Here is a 17996-nt window from a genome sequence, read left to right on the forward strand (position 1 = left end):
TGGGGCGAGCCTAGGAACTGAGACAGCAGGGGCAGATTGGGCAGACAAACGCATGGTAACTCATGAAACTCTCAGCTAACTTGTAAGCCTAGCATTTATTAGCTTTCATGAGAATGAAATAGCCCTGACTGAGAGTGAATCATATAGATCACCATCATCCTGAAGGCTAAAGATATCATTACCTGAGCCACCAATCAATATGTCAACCTCATCAGGAGTCTCTAACCCTGCTCCATCTAAAACATCATTTCCTGGTCCCCCTATGAGAGTGTCGTTTCCAAGGGCACTACCGTTTGGACTCTCACCTCGCAAAGTATCATTTCCCGCAAGGCCAATAATGAAGTCATCTCCAGCTGAGCCCGTAATTCCATCAGCAAAAGCTGTACCAACTATAAGAGCCATATCTAGTCTCTCAATTGATGATTGTTCAAGCTAAATTAGCTAGTGGTAAAGATGTAGTGGTTTGGCTAAGGTCTGGTCAAGGTTTCGGGTACCAAAAATCACTACTTTTGTACCACCACCCTAAATTATACTCTTTTAACAATAAAAGTTGATTAACTTTTAGTAAACAACTTATTAAATGTGAGTGATACCTAAAACCGCGATTGTTCTGTTTAAAGGTAACATTAACTTATATGTAAGCTATCAGCTATCAGCTCTTAGGTATTTTCATGAATCAAAAACGCATCATTGGTCTAACCGGTGGTATCGCTACGGGAAAAACCACCGTATCGAATTACCTGGCTGATACCTACAGGCTACCGATTTTAGATGCGGATATCTATGCCAGAGAAGCGGTACAACCAGATTCACCAATCCTGAAACAGATTTATCAGCGCTACGGTTTACAAGTGCAACACAGTGACGGTACCCTGAACCGTAAACGCTTGGGAGAGATAATTTTTAGTAACCCAGCTGAGCGACAGTGGTTAGAGCAACAAATCCATCCTTATGTACGCGATCGCTTTCAATCTGAGCTCGATACCATAGTTCCTCCGACAGTGATCTTAGTCATCCCGTTACTATTTGAAGCTAAGATGACCGATTTAGTGACAGAAACTTGGGTAGTCAGCTGCTCACCAGAACAACAGCTCAAACGGATCCAGAAACGCGATCGCATCTCTAAAGAACAAGCTCAAGCCCGGATCAACAGCCAACTCCCCCTCCAGCAGAAAATAGCACTTGCTGATAAGGTTTTAGATAACTCCTCTACCAAAGAAGCTCTAATCCAACAAGTATCTACTGCCCTTGCTACCAATCGATATCATCGATAACTATTTAGAATTTAGAATTTATTAGAATTAAGAATTAAGAATTAAGAATTAAGAATTAAGAATTAAGAATTCTACATTCTGCATTCTAAATTCTAAATTCTGCATTCTGCATTCTTCATTCTAAATTCTGCATTCTTCATTCGACCTTCTGCAAACCTGCCCGCGCTAGTTATCCCAAATAAGCTTTCAGAGCTTCTGCTGCCAACTCCGTCATACTTTTCCCTTGGTTAGCAGCAGCTTCCTTAAGACGAGCATGGACTTCTTCGGGAATGCTAATTCGACGGCGATTTTTAGCAGTAGAAGATTTCTTAGCTGAGGATTTCTTACTTGCTAGCTTGGCATCTGGATTAACTATACCGCTACCTAGCTCATAGTTAGCAGAAAATTCCCGAAGGGCATCAAAGCCAATGCGATCGCAAAAATCCCCAAAACTCTCTTCTGGTTTGCGCTCTTCCCGAAATTGCACAAAAATTGGTTCAAAGAAAGATTCCAGCTCACTTTCTGGCATTTTCTGTACATAGGGTCGTGATAACCGAGTTTGATCTGGTGAAGCTCCCAGCCACACTTGATAAGCCTTTGGTGCGCTACCGACAAATCCCAACTCTGCTATATAAGGTCTAGCACAGCCATTAGGACAACCGGTCATTCGGATCACAAAATATTCCTTCTCTAACCCCAATTTGTCTAGCAGTAACCGAATCCGATCAACCATGCCAGGGAGCGCCCGTTCTGATTCGGTAACCGCTAAACCACAAGTAGGTAAAGCTGGACAAGCCATGGAGTAGCGCACTAACGGTTCAATTCCTTCTGGAGTAACTTGAATACCGTGCTGTTCTAGAATCTGATTCAGGGCTTGCTGGTGGGTCGGGTCAATCTCATAAAGAATAATATTGTGGTTAGCAGTCAGCCGCATCGGTAGGGCAAATTTCTCAGTAATTTCCCGCAGAGCTGTTTTGAGTCGGAAATCCCCTTCATCTTTGACCCGACCATTCTCAATCGATATCCCCAGGAATAGCTTTCCGTCTCCTTGTTCGTTCCAACCCAAATAATCTTCGTACTTAAACGGGGGTAAGGGCTTAAACGGTGCCAGGGTTTTACCGAAGTAGCTTTCTACTTTTTCCCGGAACGTCTCGACACCCCAATCATTGATTAGGTACTTCATTCTGGCATGACGGCGGTTTACGCGATCGCCATAATCCCGCTGGGTTGCCACAATTGCCTTAACCAAGTCGTATATATCGTCTTTCTCTACATAGCAGATGTGGTCAGCTAGACGAGCAAAGGTTTCTTCCTTATTGTGAGTGCGACCCATACCCCCACCAGCCAGAACATTAAATCCCTCCAGTTCTCCCTGGTCGTTAGTGATTACCACCAACCCCACATCTTGGGTATAGATATCAATCGAGTTATCCCCGGGAACCGTTACGGAACACTTAAACTTCCGGGGCATATAGTGTTCCCCGTAGATTGGTTCCTCTTTGTCCTGGAAAATAGTACCATTACCATTGCGCTGGCGTGCTGCTTTCACCTCCGGAGCTTCCTCAGCACTAATTACCTTTTCCCCATCCAGCCAAATCTCGTAATAGGCACCGGTTTGAGGGGTAAGTAAGTCAGCAATCCGATCAGCATACTCCCAAGCATACTGATACTCTGGTCGATTTTTGTATGGTGCTGGCGCAGCCATAACATTACGGTTGAGGTCTCCACAAGCACCCAAGGTTGACCCCATATTGCGGATAATTGCTGCAATTGTCGCTTTCAAATTCTTCTTGAGAATGCCATGAATCTGAAAACCCTGACGGGTCGTTACTCGTAGGGTATGGTTACCATACTCTTCTGACAACTGCTCTAGAGTCAGATAAAGCTCTGGTGGAATAAATCCTCCAGGATTTCGAGTGCGCAGCATCATCTGATAGTCTTTTTCCTGACCCTTGACCCGGTTATCTCGGTTGTCTTGCTGGTAAGACCCGTGAAACTTAAGAATTTGAATAGCGTCTTCTGTAAAATGAGTGGTATCCTGTAGCAATTCAGTTGCCACCGGCTCACGCAAGAAGTTACTGCGTTCTTTAATTCCTTCAATCTTAGAGGGTTTGCGGGCTTTAGGAGTCTGAGATACAACCATGGGTTCAACGGAGCAAAAAAGATGAATAAGTATAATTCCCGATAAATCGGTCGGGATTACGGTTAATGATTAGATCCTAATACTACCGTTGCCCATTGGATCGATAACTTTAGAAATCCTAAAATTTCTCCAAATTCATTCATTGTCGTTCAATGAGATACCGGCAAAGAGGAAAGGAAAGAGTTGAAGGAAGGTTGAAGCTAGTAGATTGGCCAAAGCGAGTAGATGCACAAGAGGATTGTTGTCACCTCAGTTGAAGTATTTGACAGTTAATACTTCATCCTTTATACTTCATCCTTCATGCTTCATCCTTCATGCTTCATCCTTCATCCTTTCCCTTTGACAATAGACATACTAAGTTTAGAAACGATAGCCTGCACCCACTTGAACACTGACAGACTCACCTGAACTATTTTCGTAAGCGTTAAGACCTACCTTAGTATTGCCGTAAACCAAAACATCCTTAGCAATTTGGCTTTCAGCACCCACGCCAAGCACCCAAGCATCTTGATTACCGATGGGTGTATTGTCTCCGTCATCTTCCACAAAAGAGTAACCAACACTAGCAAAAACATTAGTATTTTTAGCTACGCCTAGGTCAAAGGAAACACTAGGAATAATCGCTGTATTGTCATCATTGAAAAGAATATCACCTCTTAGAGAAACTGGCAGCTTTGAAGTTGTTACACGAGTGGTAATATTACCACCAATATTTTGGTCATTCCCTTGTCCATCACTCGTTACACCGGCGGCAAGTCCAACGCCAATGTAGCTAGCATCTGTACCTTTAGCGCGGAGATCCTGTGCTCCTGGATTAGCAGAAGCCATACTATTTCCTAGTAAAACTGGAGCAATTGTTGTAGCAGCCAAAGTAGAAATAGTGACAATAGATTTCAGTAAACCTTGCATTCTTTTTCCTCAAACTAGTTAATTTTTTGTTCCTTTCTCTACAAGTCGTTGGGAATAAACAAAAGGTTCCTGAGGTTCTAAAAAAAAATCTAAATACTTGAAAACCTTGAGATGACTTGACTCTAGCTAATCCGGAGATAACTAAAAAAAAATATGGCTTAGTTTTAGCCTCCCTAATTAGTTGATACTCTTGAAAAGAGAGTCGGTTTTATCAATTAATTTAATGTCTGTGTTTCGGTAGTGGACTGTTTACCAGGTGTCACAGATTGTAAGCATTTAGCTATCAGCCATCAGCCATCAGCTATCAGCCATCAGCCATCAGGTATCAGCCATCAGCCATCAGCCATCAGCCATTCCCGTAGCGTGGCCATTCCCGTAGCGTGGCCAACGGCCAAGGCTGAGTGCTGAGTGCTGAGTGCTGAGTGCTTACGTCTAATCTTGTTTCATACCAACCATGCCATATCCAGCAATGTTATATGCAGCAATGGTAGACAGAGGCACCTGGTAAAAATACTGACGTCGGAACTGTTCTTCCTCAATGGCAGCAAAAAATATTGCGTTCGCGCAGCGTGCGCGTAGCGCAATCGCATCATTTTCAGCAACATTCGTCCCATGGGAAGACCACTCTTTTGGATGCCAACTTATTTGTACCCCGCAGTCCTGGTAAGAAACCTCAAAACCAATCGCTGATAGGGCATTCAGTCCTAACTCAACAGTGCGATCGCTTAAATCCAACTTCTCCTGCAATTGTACCAAAGTAGCCCATTGACCCGTGCGACTGAGGAATTTAGCAATTCCTAGCAACTTTTTCCAGGTGTCTTGGGCAGATAGTTGTTTAGGCCGTGGATATGCGATCGCTAATTGTCGTTCTGCCTGTATCGCTCTCCTACACCATACTTGTAACTCATCCCAACTCGTCGGACACTCATAAACCATTAGAGGAGTTAAAGCTTCACCCTGTAACTCTTCTCCCCGCCAATCTAAAATCCAATCGAGCTGATTAGAGACCTGTAAACAAGACTGGACAAAATCCTTTTCTTGGCAACCTTGCACAGCAACGAGGCGTACTTCTGGGCGTTTTTCATAATTATTATAGTCTAATTCCACAACAGCATTACATCTAACTTTAGGGACTTCATCCTGATAATGTCCCCACCAAATTCCAGGAAAACCCATACTTGTGGAGTCATCCCAAATTTCAAATTTAGTTTTAATATACTGTACTTTCCGCCCTCTCAAATCCTTAGAGTTACGATTCCACACCTGTTCAAACCAACAGTTTTTAATCAGCATTTTTGGCACAGGATTACCCATACCACAAGGTTCCAGGTGTTTCAATTCATCAAATAGTGCTTTGCCCAACTCAGCAACCTTAACCACCAAATCCGCTTCCATGGCTGGCATCATCAAAGCACCCGTATTCCCTAGTTTTTGTGCCAACTGCTGGTTAATCGCTTCCGTAAATAAAGGAATATTATCCACTGGCAAACTCAACCCAGCCGCAAAAGGATGACCTCCGAAGCGATGCAACAAATGAGCTTGGGAATTGACTAATTCATAAAGATCAATATTATTAACAGAACGAGCCGAACCCCGTGCTATACTATAGAAGTTTTTATCCTCTAAACCTGCTTCTACCAGTTTGCTTTCTCTATCGCTACTTTCAGTACTTAACAAAACTGTACTTAACAAAATCGTCGGGCGTCCGTATTCCTGAGCAATTTGACCTGCCACTAAGCCTAAAACACCAACCGGCCATTGGGGATCCTCTAGGACAATCACATTAGTAGTAGACAGATCAAGTTGGGCAAGTTTATCCTTAACTTGCTTAGTAATATCTTTTTGTAAAGACATGCGGCGGCTATTAGCTAATTCCGTCTCTAAAGCCAGTTGCTCACAACGTTTCTCATCCTTACTAGTCAGTAACTCAACACAAAATGAAGCATCCCCTTGAATCCGACTTACAGCATTAATTCTCGGGCCAAGTCCGAAAGAAATATCAGTCGGGCGATCGCCACTGCGTTTACACAACTGTAACAATCGCGCTACACCAGGACGAGAGCGAGTTTTCAGTTGCTGCTTCAGTTGTTCAATTCCCCGTTGTGCCAGGTAACGACAATCTCCAGATAATTCCACTAAATCCGCAATTAGACCAATTGCCACCAAATCCAGCAACGCCTCTAACCGTTGTTGGGGAATATTAGGTAAAACCTGATACATCGCTTCCACTAACTTATACGCCACCGCCACCCCAGACAAATGAAATAAAGGGTGAGTGTCAGAAAAATAGCGAGAATTGATGATAGAAACCACTGGCGGACGGTCATCTGGTAGAGTATGGTGGTCAGTGATAATCACATCTATTCCCAACTGGTGAGCATAATCAATTTCCCTCAGATTCGTGCTGCCAGTATCGCAGGTAACGATAAGTTTCACCCCAGAAGCGTGCAGTTGGTCAATTCCTGCACAATTCAAACCATGGGATTCCGTCAGGCGATTGGGAATGTAGTAACTTAGCTGTTGGTGCTGCCAGAAAAACTGTCCCAGTCCTTCCCAGAGGACACTAGTAGCCGTGATTCCATCCGCATCAAAGTCCCCCCATATGGCTACTTTTTCCCCAGCCTCACGGGCTTGCAGTAGGCGTTTTACTGCCCATTTCATTTCCTGTCCAAAATCAAAAGGGCTGGTAGGTTGATACAACTCTGGGTTTAGGAAACCAGCCAGTTGTTTCTCCTCTCGTATGCCCCGTTGCCACAGCAGTTGAGCAGCATAATGTCCCGAAGAGCCATTATTATGGGATTTGACAGCTTTGAGGAACCACTGAGGAAAGTCAGGTGGTGCTAGGACTTGCCATTGGGATTGGGACATGGATTCTGACATGGATTGGGACATGAACCTAATTTGCGATCGCTTATAGTTAGTCGAGTTAGTACAAACATACTAACTTAATCAGACCGACCCATAACCAACTTTATCCAGAACTATTGTCTTGATGCAGTGGCTACTTTCTTGCCTCTTGCCTTTTGCCTCTTGCCTCATAGATACTGCTTAAACGGATGTGCCAATATTCCCAGTATCAGATCAATTTCCTTAATATAATAGTCATCTAAATCAATAAACACCAATTGATTCACCAACTTGATAAACTTCCAATTTGTCCCAGTAGTTACAGCTCCATAGATAGCATCAATATCCTGATCCTGTTGTTGATTAAATCTCTGAGCTGCTACCATTTCCGCAATGCACTGTCCTAATCCCCCCTTAATATTTTCATTTTTTGCCTCCACGAGGGTGACAACTGGTGTCCGAATTTCATACATTTCCTTAGAAGCAGTAAGGATATAATCACAGTATCCATTTAATCCAGTGCCTTTATCGACATTCAATTCAGTTCCAGAAAAAAAACCGATTTTGAAATCAAGCAGACGGCGCACTTCCAGTAAAACCGGAGCAATAACTAACTCAGAACGAGCTTTTTCCGTATTGATAGCATTCGTGAGCGGCAGATTTTCCTTAAGGGTTGTTTTCAAGTGATCACTCGGCTCGATAGGAGCAAGATCCTTAAATATAGTATTCCCCTCATCAACAATGAGGTTAAACGTCGTTTGAACTTTGTAGATAGTTGTAAAGTCACTATATGCCATGATCTTTATTTATCATGTCTCCTATAGCAATCCTAAATCAAGGAAACAGAAATAAATCCTTTCTTGATGCAGCGCGGTCTTGGGGGTTTACCCCATGACCGCTTAGGTGAACTTGACCCGTAATTAAATTCGCCACGGGTCGCACCTCTGCATCGCTGATACTTGATAAAAAAATCGGTCAAGTTTTGGTTAACCCCAATCCTTGACCGAATGAATGAACAAAAATTCCACCAGTACAGCTTAGCTGTATCTACATCCACCAGTGGTGGACACAGAAATATTACACTTTACTGATTATCCCCCATTGTAGCCAGGGATTGAATCCCTGGCAAATTGCTATCTTAATCGAGTAGCAGATATCGAATCAATATACTGATCACCTCACCAGGATTTCCAGTAAGTTGGGGTGTAGTCAATTAATTTGAGAATTGATTTATAATTGAAATACCAAAACATGTCTATATCCACCCCTCCCCAACAAATCACAAATCAAACCAAGCAAAGTAAAACTAAGTTTAGTCTTGATCTAGTATAACTCTACTAAAAAATACCTTTTTAGTAGAGTTAAAAATGGTAAAGATAGCCGCTATACCTGAAACTGATAACCTACAGATTGAGTTACCTAGAACTATAGGATTGTCCGTTACTTTAGAGGTTGTATGAGAAGTATCATTGGCTACATCCAAGCCCCCTAAATCCCCCAATTTTGCGGTGCGACCCAAGGGCGATTTACTCGCCCATTGGAAAGCGCACCGGAAGGGACTTTTAGAAGCAAATTGACTCTTGTTCCCCCCAAAGTTGGGGGGCTAGGGGGGCAAAATTCAGTATCAAAAAACTTGGGAGATATCCTCTTAGAACAGTTTGTTACACTCGAAGCCGCAAATCGAGATTTAAGGCTTGAAAGAACAGCTAAGAGGTTGTCTGGTGAAGAGGTTTTACCAGGTTTTTTGTTGGATTTGCATCGGGTTTGGGATTGACCAATGCCTAAAAGGCTAATGGAAAAGCCGATGCCAGGATTAATTAAACAAGCCCCTGACAATTATCCCCATCTCCCCATCTCCCCACACCTCCCCATCTCCCCACACTCCCTATCTCCCACACTTCCGACACTTTAGCCATCTTCCCGAGACTACCATCGGTGACATCCGTTCTTGATGCAAAGCGCGAGTGGGGGAAACCCCCGCAGGTCGGCGCTGCATCCCTTACCAATCTTTTGCTCTGAAAGCTATTTTCCTAGCACCGTGCTATTGACTTTATTGAGTTAATATGCGTGCCAGATGACTTGTGCAGTTTCTTCGATAGGCTAAAGGGAACGATAAATCTGTGAGGACTGGGTTATGACTCAGGAATTAATCGATCTCAGAATAAGTATCCTAGAGGGACGCTACGCAGATGCCTTAGCAATTGTAGATGAGTTGGAACAGATGAGTAAACGCGCAACTCTGCATCAGATTGAATCCTATTTAAACAAGGCATTGATTAACTTGATTAAAAACCAAGTAGAGGAGCGTTTGGCAAATTCTTGGGCAGCTTCAATTCGTGATTTCATTCGGGAAATCCAAAAACTGAATCTCAAAGATAACCAAAAATCCTATACTATCAATGCTGATCAATGGCAGTCATTGATTGACAATGAACTAGAGGCAGCAATTTCCACGGCGAGTGTCGAGGTTCTCAATGGTGCCTATACTCCAGTTCAACTTTCAAAACTAGTAGATAGAGCTCAGCTGAGGCAAACAACTCAAGATTTGCTGGCCTTGACATACCTCCATTCAAAAAAGGATTTACCTTTATTTATTAATGACTATTTAACTAAATTACCAGGAGGTTCTTATTGGAACCAACATATACAACTATAAATCGAGTTATTCACAATCGACAATACCTATGACTTCCCTTCCTGTCTTGATGCAGTCGCTCATGGTTTTGGGTCTGTGTGCGGAACCTGCGTCCGCACCTTGTAAGCCCCGTGGAAACCCCCAAGACCGCACCGGTAGTCGCTCATGGGGGGAACCCCCAAGACCGCGCTACCTCGCTGCATCGCTTTTCGCGATATCCCCCGATTATGGTTACGCTGGATGACCCTTGAGGGGAATTTGATTCCTCTAGCAAGCGAGGAGTTGGCACAAGCTCAGCTCGAAGCTATAAAAGCTAAGCAACGAGCAGAACGTTTGGCGGCGCGACTGCGTGAGTTAGGTATTAATCCAGACCAATTAGATTAAGTCGCTGTCTCGATGCAGTCGCTCATGGGAGGGATCCCCAAGACCGCGCTGCATTGCTGTTAAGGATTTGTGCGAACGCGCCCCGCGTGGCCTACGGCCAATCGCATTTTCACCACAATCACTGCATCAATGGTCAGTACTTTTAGTTCAGATGAGGATTCACCTGTCAAAACTACCCAGAGAATTGTCTTACAAAACGTCAGTTGGCAGACGTACAAGGCGCTATTGGCAGACTTAGGAGATCATCGAGCCTCACGTCTTGCCTATGCTCAAGGAATGCTAGAAATCACGATGCCCTCAGATCGCCATGAGACATACAAGCAGCTGCTAGAACGGATGGTGAATACCTTAACCGAAGAACTGAATCTTCGGGTCAAAGGGTTTGCTTCTACAACCCTGAATCGGGAGGATTTAGAGCATGGTGCAGAACCTGACTCTTGCTACTACATCGGCAATGTTGACTGTATTCAAGGCAGAACAGTAGATTTAGCCAACGATCCTCCACCAGACTTGGTGATTGAAGTCGATATTACCAGTTCATCCAGTCGGAGATTTGGGATTTACAAGCAGATAGGAGTGCCTGAAGTTTGGCGTTATATAGGAAAGAGTGTAGAAATTTACCGGCTGCAAAATGGAGACTATGTTCGTTGTCAGGACAATTTCACCTTTGAGATTCTCTCTGTAGAGATTATCAATCAGTTTTTGCAGCAGGCAGAAACCCAGGATGACACTACGATGATTTTAGCTTGGCGTAAATGGGTCAGGAAAAATCTACCAGAAGATTAACGTTGCGGCTATAGTATTTGGTTTTAAGGTGTTGCTGAATAGAGTATTCAGCAACACCTTAATGAGGATTATTAAGGCGTTGCAACCTAAACTTCTCCTCGAATTTATACAGACTGAGATTCCTAGCTTAAATTAGGGAATTGCTTGTACAAAAAATACCAATTAAAGTAGGGTGGACTAAGTAATCTAATCTAGAATACTCAAAACAAACAAACTGTTTTTCTCCACCCTACAAGCTAAAAACTGGAATTTTGTTTTTTTGCTACTCCCTTACTTGAGCCATACTAGTTATTAAAATAAAGCGCCATTAGCGCGCTCTGGCTGATGGCGTAATCAACCGTTGGTGGAGATCAAGACTCTTTGTCCCATTCAACACCTTCTTTCTTGGCCTCGGTAACAGCACGTTCTAGAAGGTAAGCAGCAAGGTTAGATAGAGGGCGTCCATCGTAATCAGCCCATCGCTGTAAATCGTCTGCAATCCGGTCTGGTAAGGTGACTTGTATACGTTTGCTCATAATCAAAATTATAAGTTTACCTGTTAGTTGATGTCAAATTTTACATTATTTGTACTTAAAACGGATCTTTTATATACATAATAGTATACTATTGATGTAATTATCAGCAAGTTTCCTATGGTAGAAACAGTTAGAGAAAAAAGCGATCAGCCTCCTAGCTATCAGCAAGCCTTAGACGAATTCGGCATCACACAACTGTTATCCCATTTGAAGGACTACGGCGATGCCGACTTTAATGCAGAGTCAATGGATATAGAAGAACCAGAACTAAAAACTCTAGCTACCCTCCTAATCCAGCACCTAACTGAGAATCTCACCGGAAAACTGATAGCCAGTTATTTAAATACCATCCGCCAGGTAGACTCAGATCTACTGTTTGACCCCATTAAAACAGAAATTGCGCCACCATCAATAGACCCCCCAACTACTTGGAACCCTACAGCAACACCCCGTTATCAAACAGGCTCACCCATTAGGTGGCGACCTCTAAACGGTCAAATGGACTGGGGTGTTGTGATTGGATTCTTCTACGCCTACGCCAGGCATCAATGCCAATGGGCAATTTGCTACCTGATCTGGCTTGACAAAGACTCCCCTAGTGCAGCTTGGATCGTTGCTGACACCGCTTGGGAAGAAGACATTGAACCTCGACATCCTAAGGGTACGCTAACAACCAACTATAAAGATTCCTATTCTTGGACTTGCACTGAGGCTTTTGGTCCTAGAAATTATTTGAAATCACCCAATGTGTTACGAACTCCCTCTGGGAGATACCGTTTCGATGATCAATATAGAACCTCTCCCCGGACTCTAACTCAACGAGAGCAAGATCTAATTGAACTCTACAGCAACTGCCAACTGGGTATGACTCCTAGAAAATTCTATCATAAATGGGATGTGAATTACGAACAAATCGCTAGTATCTGCTCTCGCTCAACTGCCACCGTTCAGCGCTGGTTTTCCAGCGGTCACAACTATCGCCGTCCCCAGCCAATTGATTTGCGCCATCTTGCCCTGATGGATTTTCTCTTGGAGCATTTTGAGGAGATTCCCCAGGTAATTAGGAATTTGCTATGTCCTTATGATCAACAGCAAATCGGGGATGGGTAATGGTTATATCAAGTCTGCTTGAATACCCATAATTAAGGGGAGAGGGTGGGAAGTGTGGGAAGTGTGGGGACATGGGGAGATGGGGAGATGGGGGCAGGGCTGTTTCATTTTCAGAAATAAATTGTCAGGTCAATCGGGTGAAAGGGAGCTGGGGTGCTGGGGAGAGGGTTTTTTTCAGTTTAAAAATACCTTTTTATTAAGGGTAATTATCCTGACATGATATTAATCGCTAACAGATAACGGAAGCTTTTTTATTTAAATCGGCAATTTGGCAACACAGCGTTCTATCGTAGCTGCTTTTATAGATAGGGTCGCAGGGTTGGACATCCCTACAAGCAGATGAACTGCAAGTAGACTATTTAGGTGATCTAACCTTGGTCAGATCACCCGCTGAAAGTAGAGGCGGTAAACGTACTGTCTTGAAGCGTTCAACTGCTTAAGGATCTAACGGCTATAACTGTAGTTTTATAACTGTAGATTTAGTCAAAGAGATTTAATCTATTTATCGATTTTATCAAAATAATCAATCAAACATGATGGAGCAGGGTGTTATGACCTACCGTGATCGACTAAGCCCATGGTGTATTATCAAGCCACTTCCTAAAATGCAGCGAATTATTGTCGCTCGCTTTCGTCGCCGAACTGACGCTGAGGCTCATCTACAAGTTCTGCGCAGACTGATGCCTGAGATGGAATATATACTTATTTTTGACCGAGACCCGGAGCAAGAGGAAATTAATACAATAAGCGCTAAAGCAACAATGTAACAAACAATACAGTAAAACTAGCAGAAGTTACACAAAACTGGGGTAAGCTATCAGCTAAAGGCCTACGGCCAATGGTGACAAACTGGGTAACCGCACAACTGGGTAACAAACCCAGTTAATGCCTAACTCAATAGCCTAAGTGCTAAGTGGTTAACCAAAAAAGTATAGTGCTCTGCCCACGGAATAGAGAACCTTGTCGAAGAAGTCTGGTGAAGAATTGCTATCACTCGCATCCTTTGTAGGAGCTTTTAGTGATCTACTTAACCTCTAGCTCAGGTTTTTTTGGAATAGGATTTAACTGTAGTTAACTCAATAGTATAGCCTTGACGCATCGGTTTGGTTGGTCTTTAGAAGAGCGAGATCCAGAAGTAATTGAATCCTATCTGCCCCAGTGGGAATGGTTTTATCGCTACTACTTTCGGGTGAAAACTGATGGCTGGCAGCACATTCCTGAGAGTAAGGTGCTGTTGGTTGGTTCCCATAATGGTGGATTAGCTTCCCCTGATATGGTGATGATGATGTATGACTGGTTTTGCCGCTTTGGCACCCAGCGTCCAGTTTATGGTCTGATGCATTCTAATGCCTGGCAAATTTATCCAGCCCTGGCGCAGCTAGCGGCAAAGATGGGGGCAGTCATGGCTCATCCCCAAATGGCGATCGCTGCTTTTCGTAAGGGAGCTAGTGTCTTAGTCTATCCAGGGGGTGCCCAAGATGTATTCCGTCCCCATAGCCAGCGTCATCAAATTCAATTGGCTGGACGTAAGGGCTTTATTAAACTGGCACTACGAGAAAAGGTTCCTATTGTACCGATTATCTCCAACGGTGCCCATGATACCCTGATTGTCTTAGGTGACTGCTATGAACAGGCACGACAACTGCATGAGTTGGGGATGCCCTGGTTATTTGGTCTTGACCCACAAGTTTTCCCAATTTATCTTGGTTTGCCTTGGGGATTGGCGATTGGTCCTCTACCCAATATACCCTTGCCCATACCCATTACAACTCGTGTTTGCCCTCCGATTGTTTTTGAGCGTTATGGTCGTGTTGCTGCTCGGGATCAAGATTATGTTGATGCTTGTTACGAGCAAGTTTCTACTCAAATGCAATCTGAGCTAAATGCTTTGGTTGCTGGATTATGAGTCACTGTTCCAATTTTAGGGTTTAATTAGCATTTAAATTTTAGAGATTGGATTTTTGATTTAATGCTCCCTAAATTATTAAGACTTACCCCTAATCCAAGGTTGTTAATGGTCAAGTCAAACTTTAATTACCTAACAATTAGTATTAGTCCTAGGGAGCATTAATCACTCGGTGACTCTTCCTTGGTAGTTATCTCGGCAAACCCTCAAAATTTCCTGGTCACCATCACTAATAGAACTAATTGGTTGATATCCTTCTAATCCAACCTTGTAAGGATAATTCATAGCGCTATAGCGATGGTCAAAGGTTAGCTGTTGACCAACTGCAGCAATGGGTGAACGTTGTTGACGGGCAATGGTATGGGACAAAGCGGTTTGGTTGTAGGGATCAATAACCGTCAAATTCATTTGTTTTGAATCTAGGGTGCCGTAAAAACAGCTATATTCTGACTGAGGCATATATACCGCACCAAGCACGTTGCCCTGATTCGCTTCAAATACTAGATATTCTTTACCGATCTCTCCTGGTTGTGAGGATTCACCATAGAGGTAGATGCCATCATCAGGCATTGATGCATTTGGAATGGTTGCTTGAGTGTACGCTCTACCTGTAGTATCAATGGCTTGATCTGGCCGTTGAGGTGCTGCTGTTGCTATAGTTGATGAGGTAGTTACCAATCCTATCGTTAGTAATAGCCTTGTCAGGGGTAGTTTTCTATGATTTAGCAGTTGACGTGCTGACAAGAACGATCCAGTTAATTGGTTAAGCATCATACTTACCCCCTTTTAAAAAAAAACTGTAAGACACCCTGAGCAAAAATTCTGAGAGTTTAGAGCATCAACTGATGAAGCCATAATCAATCAGAAAAAGTTAATTTTTCCTAAACCAGAGTTATGTTGACTCTTGAGGTTATAATCCTATTTAAGCCTAAACTCTGCTTTGGTTTGTTCCTTTGTTGAGCGGTTTATCAACTGTCACAGTTGGCGCTGGTCATAGTCGGAAATTTTGCTGAAGCTTGACTACCAGCGTTCACCCAGCTAGTTGACCCTTGCTCTAAGCAACTATTAGTGACCTTTTGCTGAAATAGGTGAGTCTAGACTCATCTTTTATTCAACCCTTAGAATAATTTTTCGTCCAGGTTAACTTACAAATTGCTTCTTAAATGGCTCCCCCAGGTTTTTTACCTCCTCACTCTCCCGTTTTGATGTGAAAATTTTGTGAAATTATCGGTGAACTTATGTAAGTATTCAGCTATCAGCTATCAGCTATCAGCTATCAGCTTATGGGCATAGGGCAAGCTACTTGATGTGCTTATGGGCATAGGGCAAGCTACACCGAACAGCTTTTGAATCAAACAGGTCAGCATTCGTTTAATCTGATTGAAGTCACAGCGCTTGTGGCCTGTGCCACAAAGCTGACGGCTGACAGCTGACGGCTGAATGCTTACGAACTTATACAGTGATGTGAATTTTACTCTGACTATAGAAATACTCCAAAGGTAAGAACAGACATTTCGGGTTTTTTTACATTTCTTTACAAAAAAATAAGTGGTAACCGTTTCTGGCTACCACTCATGCTTGGAATACAGTCAACCATTAGCTAGCTAGCGATGTACTCCCGGAAATTAGCATGGCGACGCCGTAGCTGTGCTAAGGCTTGATGTTCTAACTGGCGTACCCGTTCACGACTGAGGTTCAGTCGCTTACCAACTTTAGCCAGAGATAGCTCTTTGCCATCCTCTAACCCAAAGCGTAGCGCTAGCACTTCCCGCTGTTGGGGGGTAAGTTCTGCTAACAGCAGATTTAGGTCTTGCCGCAAGGACTCCTGAGTGGTGTAGTTAACCGGTGTCAGACCATCATCTTCTAGCAGCTCAGACAGCTCTGTGTCTTGGTTATCTCCGACCCGAACGTCGAGAGAGATGGGTTGACGAGCAATGCTCAAATACTCCCGAATCTGAGCTGGTTCTAATTCCAACTCCTTAGCAATCTCGGTGGGAGTAGCATTGCGACCTAGGGTCTGGGATAGTTCCCGTTGTACTTTCTTAATTTTGTTGAGCTTTTCAGTAATGTGGATAGGCAGCCGAATTGCACGAGCTTGCTGAGCGATCGCACGGGTAATCGCTTGCCGAATCCACCAATAAGCGTAGGTGGAAAACTTGTAGCCCCGGGTTGGGTCAAATTTCTCAACCCCTCGCTCTAAGCCCAAGGTACCTTCTTGGATTAAGTCCAAGAATTCCATGTTGCGCTTCTGATACTTCTTAGCGATCGCTACTACTAGGCGCAGATTCGCTTCAATCATCTTGCGCTTGGCTCGAGTACCTTGGTCTATGGCTTTTTTCAGTTCTGCTTCGGTCTTATTAATGGACGAAGCCCACTCTTCAGTTGTCGGTTCGCGCTCTAGCTCCTGTTCCAAGGTGCCTTTTGCCTCTAAAAGTGCCATCATTTGCTGCACTTGTTTACCATAAACAATTTCTTGCTCATGGGTCAGCAGAGGTACGCGACCGATCTCATGAAGATAGGTACGAACCATATCTGCTGAGAAGGTAGGCTTGGTAGGCTTGGTAGTTTTGGTTTTGGTTTTAGAAGTGGGCATGGGTGAGTGGTGACTCCAAAAACAAGCAGTATAGTAGATTCTGTTGCGGATGTTTACTCCATCAAGTAACTACAATCTCTTTCCCTTGAGATCATTACGCCATGGATTGCATTACATTTATTACAAGAGGTATTAACCACCTACCTCCTTCCTTAGAAAGAGATTTAACCGTAACTATGAGGTTGACGCTGTATACTAAGTCAAGTTTTTCTAGGTTTTGTCTGGGGCTTGCCCCAGTAATGGTACTCCTACAAATCGAAGATGTGGGCTTGAGGGCTTGGATGTTTCCTCTACCGCTGCCCCCCCTGTAACTATATAAGTATTTATAGGTGATATATACTTATATATAAGTTATTTACAGATTGGTTTTATACAGCGTCCGGAGGTTTGGCTGATCGAGCACTTACTCCTGTAGTAGTTTCCTACTACCTTGGCAGCAACCAGGCTCCCACAGGTGGTTTGAGGTTTTTAGGTTAATCCCCTTTAGTAAGGGTTAACCAAATGGTTAACCAGTTTGGGATTAAGTTGAAGTCATTATGATTTCAACTTAGCTCCATTGTATTAGATATTTAGACCCCGGTAAAGGTGAAAAGGTTCAACAATTGTTTGCCTTGAGGAAAAAATCGCAATATCATAGGGACAGAGTCCGTCGATGACATTGGTGGGACTTGGGAGCTTGGTGGGGCTTCGGAGATTAAGCCTCAGGTACACCCTCCATTAAAATAATCACCCAATAATCAGGAAATAGATAGATACACCGAAGTGAGATAACCGAACTCATGGGGGTCGTGATGTCTAGACACGCACCTAGAACTGCCACTGCTAATTGAAGAGTTGGAAGTAATTGGTTGGAGTTGGCTAGGGCGAACTTACCTAACTATAGAATTAAGAAAGATCCACATCCGACCCACTAGC

At 43.5% G+C, this 17996-nt stretch carries 19 protein-coding genes; 10 read left to right on the forward strand and 9 right to left on the reverse strand.

Features of this window, described 5'->3' with window-relative positions; genetic code table 11:
* Positions 1 to 105: 105 nt before the first annotated feature.
* Positions 106 to 402, reverse strand: a complete 297-nt coding sequence (locus F6J99_RS25485; RefSeq protein WP_293116492.1) for a hypothetical protein — start codon at positions 400 to 402, stop codon at positions 106 to 108.
* Between the two features lie 269 nt (positions 403 to 671).
* Between F6J99_RS25485 and coaE the strand changes: the two genes are divergently transcribed.
* Positions 672 to 1274, forward strand: coding sequence for a dephospho-CoA kinase (coaE, locus tag F6J99_RS25490; RefSeq protein ID WP_293116494.1), 603 nt, complete (start codon positions 672 to 674; stop codon positions 1272 to 1274).
* A 169-nt stretch (positions 1275 to 1443) separates the two neighbouring features.
* On the opposite strand, the gene sir is transcribed toward coaE, so the two are convergent.
* On the reverse strand, positions 1444 to 3396 hold the full coding sequence (gene sir, locus F6J99_RS25495) for a sulfite reductase, ferredoxin dependent (RefSeq protein ID WP_293116496.1): 1953 nt from the start codon (positions 3394 to 3396) through the stop codon (positions 1444 to 1446).
* 360 nt (positions 3397 to 3756) lie between these two features.
* Complete coding sequence (locus F6J99_RS25500; protein WP_075901147.1) at positions 3757 to 4305, reverse strand: outer membrane beta-barrel protein; 549 nt, start codon at positions 4303 to 4305, stop codon at positions 3757 to 3759.
* A 240-nt stretch (positions 4306 to 4545) separates the two neighbouring features.
* Here F6J99_RS25500 and F6J99_RS25505 point away from each other — a divergent pair, with 240 nt between their 5' ends.
* The gene (locus F6J99_RS25505) at positions 4546 to 4713 is read left to right on the forward strand and encodes a hypothetical protein (protein WP_293116498.1); all 168 of its coding nucleotides are present in this window, start codon (positions 4546 to 4548) and stop codon (positions 4711 to 4713) included.
* Positions 4714 to 4737: 24 nt separating this feature from the next.
* On the opposite strand, the gene recJ is transcribed toward F6J99_RS25505, so the two are convergent.
* Positions 4738 to 7185: a single-stranded-DNA-specific exonuclease RecJ gene (recJ, locus tag F6J99_RS25510; RefSeq protein ID WP_293116500.1), complete on the reverse strand. Its 2448-nt coding sequence runs from the start codon at positions 7183 to 7185 to the stop codon at positions 4738 to 4740.
* Positions 7186 to 7340: 155 nt separating this feature from the next.
* A complete protein-coding gene (locus F6J99_RS25515) occupies positions 7341 to 7949 on the reverse strand; it encodes a hypothetical protein (protein ID WP_293116502.1) in 609 nt (202 codons plus the stop codon).
* 776 nt (positions 7950 to 8725) lie between these two features.
* Here F6J99_RS25515 and F6J99_RS25520 point away from each other — a divergent pair.
* Positions 8726 to 8926 carry a hypothetical protein gene (locus F6J99_RS25520; RefSeq protein ID WP_293116504.1) on the forward strand — a complete coding sequence of 67 codons (201 nt, stop codon included), beginning with the start codon at positions 8726 to 8728 and terminating at the stop codon, positions 8924 to 8926.
* A 43-nt stretch (positions 8927 to 8969) separates the two neighbouring features.
* Here F6J99_RS25520 and F6J99_RS25525 read toward each other — a convergent pair whose 3' ends face one another.
* A complete protein-coding gene (locus tag F6J99_RS25525) occupies positions 8970 to 9158 on the reverse strand; it encodes a hypothetical protein (RefSeq protein WP_293116506.1) in 189 nt (62 codons plus the stop codon).
* Between the two features lie 128 nt (positions 9159 to 9286).
* On the opposite strand from F6J99_RS25525, the gene F6J99_RS25530 reads away from it, so the two are divergent.
* The 3 genes from F6J99_RS25530 (at position 9287) to F6J99_RS25540 (ending at position 10957) form a co-directional block, all read left to right on the forward strand.
* On the forward strand, positions 9287 to 9808 hold the full coding sequence (locus F6J99_RS25530) for a DUF29 family protein (protein ID WP_293116508.1): 522 nt from the start codon (positions 9287 to 9289) through the stop codon (positions 9806 to 9808).
* A gap of 144 nt (positions 9809 to 9952) precedes the next feature.
* Positions 9953 to 10171 carry a hypothetical protein gene (locus F6J99_RS25535; RefSeq protein WP_293116510.1) on the forward strand — a complete coding sequence of 73 codons (219 nt, stop codon included), beginning with the start codon at positions 9953 to 9955 and terminating at the stop codon, positions 10169 to 10171.
* A 69-nt stretch (positions 10172 to 10240) separates the two neighbouring features.
* Positions 10241 to 10957: a Uma2 family endonuclease gene (locus F6J99_RS25540; RefSeq protein ID WP_229423938.1), complete on the forward strand. Its 717-nt coding sequence runs from the start codon at positions 10241 to 10243 to the stop codon at positions 10955 to 10957.
* Positions 10958 to 11307: 350 nt separating this feature from the next.
* Here the strand turns inward: F6J99_RS25540 and F6J99_RS25545 are convergent, their stop codons facing one another.
* On the reverse strand, positions 11308 to 11472 hold the full coding sequence (locus F6J99_RS25545; protein ID WP_083305265.1) for a hypothetical protein: 165 nt from the start codon (positions 11470 to 11472) through the stop codon (positions 11308 to 11310).
* Positions 11473 to 11589: 117 nt separating this feature from the next.
* On the opposite strand from F6J99_RS25545, the gene F6J99_RS25550 reads away from it, so the two are divergent.
* The 4 genes from F6J99_RS25550 (at position 11590) to F6J99_RS25565 (ending at position 14488) form a co-directional block, all read left to right on the forward strand.
* Positions 11590 to 12582 carry a hypothetical protein gene (locus tag F6J99_RS25550; protein ID WP_293116513.1) on the forward strand — a complete coding sequence of 331 codons (993 nt, stop codon included), beginning with the start codon at positions 11590 to 11592 and terminating at the stop codon, positions 12580 to 12582.
* A gap of 71 nt (positions 12583 to 12653) precedes the next feature.
* Complete coding sequence (locus F6J99_RS25555; RefSeq protein ID WP_293116515.1) at positions 12654 to 12782, forward strand: hypothetical protein; 129 nt, start codon at positions 12654 to 12656, stop codon at positions 12780 to 12782.
* A gap of 351 nt (positions 12783 to 13133) precedes the next feature.
* The gene (locus F6J99_RS25560; RefSeq protein WP_293116517.1) at positions 13134 to 13349 is read left to right on the forward strand and encodes a hypothetical protein; all 216 of its coding nucleotides are present in this window, start codon (positions 13134 to 13136) and stop codon (positions 13347 to 13349) included.
* Between the two features lie 323 nt (positions 13350 to 13672).
* On the forward strand, positions 13673 to 14488 hold the full coding sequence (locus F6J99_RS25565; protein WP_293116519.1) for a lysophospholipid acyltransferase family protein: 816 nt from the start codon (positions 13673 to 13675) through the stop codon (positions 14486 to 14488).
* Positions 14489 to 14653: 165 nt separating this feature from the next.
* Here the strand turns inward: F6J99_RS25565 and F6J99_RS25570 are convergent, their stop codons facing one another.
* Positions 14654 to 15166: a hypothetical protein gene (locus F6J99_RS25570; RefSeq protein ID WP_293116521.1), complete on the reverse strand. Its 513-nt coding sequence runs from the start codon at positions 15164 to 15166 to the stop codon at positions 14654 to 14656.
* Positions 15167 to 16088: 922 nt separating this feature from the next.
* Positions 16089 to 17081, reverse strand: a complete 993-nt coding sequence (locus F6J99_RS25575) for an RNA polymerase sigma factor, RpoD/SigA family (protein ID WP_070393804.1) — start codon at positions 17079 to 17081, stop codon at positions 16089 to 16091.
* Positions 17082 to 17996 lie beyond the last annotated feature (915 nt).

The sequence above is a fragment of the Moorena sp. SIO4G3 genome (assembly GCF_010692305.1).
In the GTDB taxonomy this organism is placed as follows: Bacteria; Cyanobacteriota; Cyanobacteriia; order Cyanobacteriales; family Coleofasciculaceae; genus Moorena; species Moorena producens_A.